Source organism: Mesorhizobium sp. M2D.F.Ca.ET.226.01.1.1, from assembly GCF_004022705.2.
Classification (GTDB): domain Bacteria; phylum Pseudomonadota; class Alphaproteobacteria; order Rhizobiales; family Rhizobiaceae; genus Mesorhizobium.
The window spans coordinates 1-285 of record NZ_RZOY02000134.1 but is presented as its reverse complement, the minus strand read 5'-3'; the positions used below and the strand labels follow the sequence as shown (position 1 = coordinate 285).

Here is a 285-nt window from a genome sequence, read left to right as displayed (position 1 = left end):
GTCAGCCCGAAGCCTTCCATGAAGGAGGGCTGAATCAAGGCTATCGCTCCCTTGTATAAACGAACCAGCGTCCGGTCGTCGACCGCGCCTGCGAATACGATCCGGTCAGCCGACACGCCATGCGATCGCCAGATGCTGGAATATTCGCTTTTTTCGCTGGCGTTAATCTCCCCCGCAATAACGAACGCCAAACATTCCTGCAGCGATTTTGAAATTCTTTGAAACGCCGCTGGGATTATTTCGAGATTTTTTCGCCAATCTAAACCACCGACATAAAGTATATAT

Annotated in this window: 1 protein-coding gene; it reads right to left on the bottom strand. The window is 50.2% G+C overall.

The annotated features are described in order from the left end of the window. Positions 1 to 285, bottom strand: a 285-nt coding sequence (locus EN869_RS34105) for a glycosyltransferase (RefSeq protein ID WP_128334425.1), incomplete at both ends; no start/stop codon positions are given.